Here is a 6784-nt window from a genome sequence, read left to right on the forward strand (position 1 = left end):
CAGCGGGGCTATGGGTATGGTCCGGCGTTCCAGGGTCTGCGTCAGGTCTGGCAGGTCGGGGACACCGTCTACGCCGAGGTCGAGCTGCCCGAGGTCATCGACTCCGATGTGGCCGGGTTCGGTCTGCATCCGGCTCTGCTCGACGCTGCTCTGCACGGTCTGCTGGTCGCCAGTGATGGCAGCGGTGGGACGGGGTTGCCGTTCGCGTGGTCGGGTGTGCGGCTGCTGGCCGGCGGTGCCCGCCACATGCGGGTCGTCCTGGCGCGCGGCGCGGGCGGCGTCTCGGTGACGGCGTTCGACGGTGCTGGTCAGCCCGTCTTGCAGGCACAATCGCTGGCGATGCGTGAGGCCTTGGCCGGTCAGCTCAGCGGCTCGGACCGGCAAGTTCGGCAGTCGCTGTTTACCGTCGACTGGGTTCCGCTGCCGGCGCCTCAGGTCGCTGACGCCGAAGTGCGGTGGGTGCGGCACGGCGGGTCCGAGGTGGCGCCGGTGGTGGTGGCGGTGGTTCCGGCTGCCGAGCCCGGGGTGTCGGCGCCGCGGGCGGCTCAGCTGGCTGCCGCGAGGGTGTTGGGTTGGGTGCAGCAGTGGCTGGCCGATTCCGGGACCGATGGTTCGCGGTTGGTGGTCTGGATCCAGGGTGCGGCCGCCGGCCGGGATCTGGCGGGCGCTGCGGTGGCGGGTCTGGTTCGTTCGGCGCAGTCTGAGCACCCGGGCCGGCTGCTGCTGGTCGACGTCGACCTGTCAGCCGACTTGGACCCCGGTCGCGACGCTGATGTGGACGCTGTCCTGGCCGTGGCACTGGACGCCGACGAGCCCGAGGTCCGCATCTCTCCGGCTACTGACGGCGGGGGCATGGTTGCCTTTGGTCGGCGCTTGGCCCGCGCCAGTGAGCTGGCACTGCCCCGTGGTTCGGGTTGGCGGGTCGAGGTCGCCCAGCCTGGTGACCTGGGCAGCGCCGCTGTCGTCGACGCCCCCGACGCGGGCGTGGCGTTGTCGGCGGGTCAGGTGCGGGTGGGTCTGCGTGCGGTGGGCGTGAACTTCCGCGACGTGGTCGCCGGGCTCGGAATGGTCGCGGACAACCGAGGCCTCGGCGGCGAAGGTGCCGGGATCGTCCTGGAGACCGGCCCCGGCGTAACCGGTCTTACGGTGGGCCAGTCGGTGATGGGTCTGGTGCCCGGTTGGGGTCCGGTCGGGATCGTGGACAGTCTGCTGCTTGCCCCGATTCCGCGGGGTTGGTCGTTCCAGCAGGCTGCGGCGGTGCCGGTCGGGTTCCTCACCGCGTTCTACGGGTTGCGGGATCTGGCCCGGGTCCGCCCGGGTCAGCGGGTTCTGATTCACGCCGGTACTGGCGGTGTGGGTACGGCTGCGGTGCAGTTGGCCAAGGCGTGGGGTTTGGAGGTTTTCGCGACCGCGAGTCCGGCCAAGCAGCAAGCGTTGCGGGCGATGGGTGTGGAGGAGAGCCACATCGCCTCCACCCGTGACCTGGCCTTCTGCGAGCGGTTCCTGGGCGTCACGGGTGGCGAGGGCATGGACGTGGTCCTCAATGCCCTCGCCGGGGAGTTCACGGACGCCTCCCTGCGGCTGCTGCCGCGCGGTGGCCGGTTCGTGGAGATGGGCAAGACTGACATCCGCAACCCCGAGCAGGTCGCCGAGTCCCACCCTGGGGTCGTCTACCGGGCGTTCGACCTGATGGATGCGGGCGAGCCGCGGGTCGCGGAGATGCTGGCCGAGCTGGGGGCGATGTTCGAGGCTGGGACGTTGGTTCCGCCGCCTGTGACGTGTTTCGAGCTGTCGCAGGCGGTGGCGGCGCTGCGCCATCTCCAGGCCGCCCGGCACCTGGGCAAGGTCGTGTTGAACGTCCCCGCTGAGTGGGACCCGCAGGGCACGGTGCTGGTTACGGGTGGTACCGGAACGTTGGGTGGGGAGTTGGCCCGGCACCTGGTGGACGTGCGTGGCATGCGACACCTGGTGCTGTTGTCGCGGCGGGGTCCGGCGGCGCCGGGAGTCGCGCACCTAGTCGCCGAGTTGGCGGCCTCGGGAGCGCGGGTGAGCGTCCTGGCTGGTGACGCTGCCGACCGTGACGCCCTGATGTCGGTGTTGGCGCGGACTCAGGTTGAGCGTCCGCTGACGGCGGTGGTGCATGCCGCCGGTGTGATCGACGACGCGACCGTGGAGTCGCTGACGCCCGAGCGCATGGCGCCGGTGCTGGCCGCCAAGGCGGATGCGGCGTGGAACCTGCATGAGCTGACCGAAGACGCGGGCCTGGCGGGCTTCGTGCTGTACTCCTCGGCCGCGGCCGTCATGGGCAGCCCGGGCCAAGGCAGTTACGCCGCCGCCAACGCGTTCCTGGATGCGCTGGCCGCCTACCGTCGCGATCGGCAGCTGGCTGGCCAGTCGCTGGCCTGGGGCCTGTGGGCCCAGACCTCGGAGATGACCGGCCACCTGGAGGGCGCCGGTCTGTCGCGCCTGCGCCGTGGCGGCGTCCAGCCGCTGACGACCGAACAGGGCCTGGCGCTGTTCGAGGCCGCTACCGCGTTGGGTGCGCCTCTGGCGGTCCCGGCCCGACTCGACTTGGCCGCGCTGTCGCGTGCTGGCGGGCCGGTGCCCACGCTGCTGCGGGGGCTGGCTGCTGGCGGTGTCCCCGTGCGCCCGACCGCGGCTGTGGCTGGGGGCGCGGGTGGCCTGGCGGCGCGGTTGGCAGCGCTTTCGCCCGCCGATCGTGAGCAGGAGGTCCTGCAGATCGTCCGGGCCGCTGCCGCCGTTGTCCTGGGGCACAGTCGCCCCGGGGACATCGATCCTCAGCGGGCGTTCCGCGAGATGGGCATCGACTCCCTGACCGGGCTGGAGCTGCGCAACCGGCTGTCGGCCGAGACGGGCCTGAGCCTGCCCGCCACCTTGGTCTTCGACTACCCCGTCCCCCTGGAACTCGCCCGGCACCTGGTGGCAGAGGTGTGCGGGACCGACGGCGTGGCTGCCGCCCCTGTGGTCCGCGTCGGCATGGACGAGCCGGTGGCGATCGTGGGCATGGGGTGCCGGTTCCCGGGCGGGGCGGAGGATCCGGAGGGCTTCTGGCAGATGGTCGTCGGAGGCTCCGACGCGATGTCGGGCTTCCCGGCGGACCGCGGCTGGGACATGGTGGCCCTGCCTGACCCGGACTCCGATGACGGGGGCGCGGGTTACGCCCGAGTGGGTGGTTTCCTGGATAAAGCTGGTGAGTTCGATGCGGAGTTCTTCGGGATCAGTCCGCGTGAGGCGTTGGGGATGGACCCGCAGCAGCGACTGCTGTTGGAGACGTGCTGGGAGGCGCTGGAGGACGCGGGCATCACTCCAGCTTCGCTGTGGGACTCCGATACCGGGGTTTACGCCGGCATCATCGCGTCGGGTTACCAGCTCGGTGAGCAGGACGGCGACGGCGGCTTCGGGATAACCGGGACGACGGCGAGTGTGGCGTCAGGACGCGTGGCGTACTCGCTGGGACTGCAGGGTCCCGCCGTCTCGATCGACACAGCTTGCTCGTCGTCGCTGACGGCCATTCACCTTGCGGCGCAGGCGTTGCGGTCCGGTGAGTGCGGGATCGCGCTGGCGGGCGGCGTCACGGTCATGGCCACCCCGGGTGCGTTCACGGAGTTCGCGCGGCAGCGAGGACTGGCCGGCGACGGCCGGTGCAAGCCGTTCTCGGACGCCGCCGACGGCACCGGTTGGGGCGAAGGCGTCGGGATGGTGGTGCTGGAGCGGCTGTCGGACGCGCGTGAGCGTGGGCACCGCGTTTTGGCGGTAGTGGCGGGTAGTGCGATCAACCAGGATGGGGCCAGTAATGGTCTGTCGGCGCCGAATGGTCCGTCGCAGCAGCGTGTGATTCGGGCGGCGTTGGCGAGTGCGGGGCTTCAGCCGGCTGACGTTGACGTCGTGGAGGCGCACGGTACGGGTACGGCGTTGGGTGATCCGATTGAGGCGCAGGCGCTGTTGGCGACTTATGGGCAGGGTCGGCCGGAGGGTCGGCCGTTGCTGTTGGGTTCGGTGAAGTCGAATATCGGTCACACGCAGGCGGCTGCTGGTGTGGCGGGTGTGATCAAGATGGTGCAGGCGATGCGGCACGGGATGCTGCCGCAGACGTTGCATGTGGATGCTCCGTCGTCGCATGTGGACTGGTCGGCTGGAGCGGTGGAGCTGCTGACCGAGCCGCGGGAGTGGCCGGCGGGTTCCGGTCCGCGGCGTGCGGGTGTGTCGGCGTTCGGGATCAGCGGCACTAACGTCCACCTCATCCTCGAACAGCCCGCGCAGGACGCGGCTGCTGTGGAGGTTCCTGTCCTGGATGGGCCGGAGTCTGCGGGTTCGGTGGCGTGGGTGGTGTCGGCGCGGTCGGGTGCGGCGTTGGCCGGGCAGGCGGGTCGGCTGGCGGAGTTCGTGGCGGCGCGTCCGGAGGTTTCGGCCAAGGACGTGGCGTTTTCTCTGGCGGTGACGAGGACCACGGGGTTTGCGCACCGCCTAGCGGTGATCGGTCAGGACCGTGAGCAGCTGCTGGAGAGCCTGGGCGCGGTCGCGGCGGGCCAGGAGGCGTCCGGTGTTGTGACCGGGGTGGTGACCGGAGGCGCTGGTTCGGCGTCGGTGTTGCGGCCGGTGTTCGTGTTTGCGGGTCAGGGTGCGCAGTGGGTCGGGATGGGTCTGCAACTGTGGGATGAGGAGCCGGTGTTCGCGGCGGTGATGGAGCGCTGCGCGGCGGCCTTGGCGCCGTTTGTGGACTGGCAGTTGCGTGATGTGTTGGGCGATGCGGGATTGTTGGCGCGGGTGGATGCGGTGCAGCCGGCGTCGTGGGCGGTAGCGGTCAGCCTGGCCGGGTTGTGGCGCGCGTACGGCGTCGAGCCTGCGGCGGTGGCGGGTCACAGCCAGGGTGAGATCGCGGCTGCGTGCGTCGCCGGCGGCCTGTCTCTGGAGGACGGTGCGCGGGTCGTCGCTTTGCGCAGCCGGGCGTTGGCGGGTCTAGCGGGTACGGGCGGGATGGTGTCGGTCCCGGCCGGGTTGGACGAGGTGGGGGAGTGGATCTCCCACTGGGGTGAGGACCTGTCGGTCGCGGCCGTCAACGGCCCCCGGCAGATCGTGGTGGCTGGTGCCGCGAACGCGTGTTCGGAGTTCGTGGACGCGTACACGGATCGCGGTGCGCGCCGCATCGCGGTGGATTACGCCTCGCACACCGCGCATGTCGAGGCCGTCCAGGAGCGTCTTGCCGAGGATCTGGCCGCAGTGGTTGCCGACAGCAGTGCGGTGCCGTTCTACTCCACGCTTGAGGCCGCGGTGGTGGACACCGCCGGGCTGGATGGCGGGTACTGGTTCCGGAACCTGCGTGAGCCGGTGCGGTTCGGCGAGGTCATCGCCGCGCTGGCGGCGGACGGCCACCGGGCGTTCGTCGAGGTCAGCCCGCATCCTGTGCTGGGCTTGGCGATCGCGCAGGCCGGTGAGGACCTGGTCGCGACCGGCACGTTGCAGCGCGGCGACGGCGGCCGCGGCCGCTGGTTGGCCGCGCTGGCCGGAGCTTACGCCGCCGGTGTCGAGGTCGACTGGGCCGCGGTGACCTGCGAGGGCGCGCAGACGGTTGCTCTGCCGACGTATCCGTTCCAGCGGGAGCGTTACTGGCCCAAGGCGATGGCCGGTCGTGGGGATGTCTCGTCGGCTGGGCAGCAGCAGAGCGGGCATCCGTTGTTGGCCGCTGCGGTGTGGCTGGCCGAGGGCGACGGGCTCGTGTTGACGGGGCGTCTGTCGCTGGCCGCGATGCCGTGGCTGGCCGACCACACCGTCCACGGCACCGTCCTGCTGCCCGGCACGGCGTTCGTGGACCTGGCGATCCACGCCGGAGATCTGGCCGGGTGCGGGACGCTGGAGGAGTTGACGCTCCAGGAACCGCTGATCCTGCCGGGCCCGGGCGGCGTCCAGCTCCAGGTCCACGTCGGCGACAGCGACAGTGGTCGCCGAACGGTCACCGTCTCCTCCCGTGAGGGGGAGGGCGAGTGGGTTCGGCATGCCGGGGGCGTACTCGCCCCGGCTGGTAGTGAGCCCGTCCCGGCCCCGCTGGGTGCGTGGCCTCCGGCGGGTGCGGAGCCCGTTCAGACGGACGGCACCTATGAGAAGTTCGCTCAGCGGGGCTATGGGTATGGTCCGGCGTTCCAGGGTCTGCGTCAGGTATGGCGCGCCGGGGACACCGTCTACGCCGAGGTGGAGCTGCCTGAGGTCATCGACTCCGATGTGGCCGGGTTCGGTCTGCATCCCGCTCTCCTTGATGCTGGTCTGCACGGTCTGCTGGCCGTGAGTGATGGCAGCGGTGGGACGGGGTTGCCGTTCGCGTGGTCGGGGGTGCGGCTGCTGGCCGACGGTGCCCGCCACCTGCGGGTCGTCCTGGCCCCCGTACAGGGTGGTGTCTCGGTGACGGCGTTCGACGGTGTTGGTGAACCGGTGTTGCAGGTGCGGTCGTTGGCGCTGAGGGATGCCTCGGCCGGTCAGCTCAGCGGCTCGGACCGGCAAGTTCGGCAGTCGCTGTTCACCGTCGACTGGGTTCCGCTGCCGGCGCCTCAGGCCGTTGACGCCGAAGTGCGGTGGGTGCGGCACGGCGGGTCCGAGGTGGCGCCGGTTGTTGTTGCTGCGGTTCCGGTCTCACCGTCCGGGGCGTCGGCGCCGCAGGCGGCTCAGGCGGCTGCCGCGACGGTGTTGGGTTGGGTGCAGGAGTGGCTGGCCGATCCTGAGACGGACGATTCGCGGTTGGTGGTCTGGACCCAGGGTGCGGCCGCCGGCCAGGACT

The 6784-nt window shown here is 71.1% G+C and carries 1 protein-coding gene; it reads left to right on the forward strand.

Annotated features, from left to right (window positions below):
- A partial coding sequence (locus tag ACFXB5_RS51680; RefSeq protein ID WP_385222571.1) for an SDR family NAD(P)-dependent oxidoreductase occupies positions 1-6784 on the forward strand: 6784 nt, incomplete at both ends.

It is taken from the genome of Streptomyces sp. NPDC059455 (assembly GCF_042750115.1).
Lineage (GTDB): Bacteria > Actinomycetota > Actinomycetes > Streptomycetales > Streptomycetaceae > Streptomyces > Streptomyces endocoffeicus.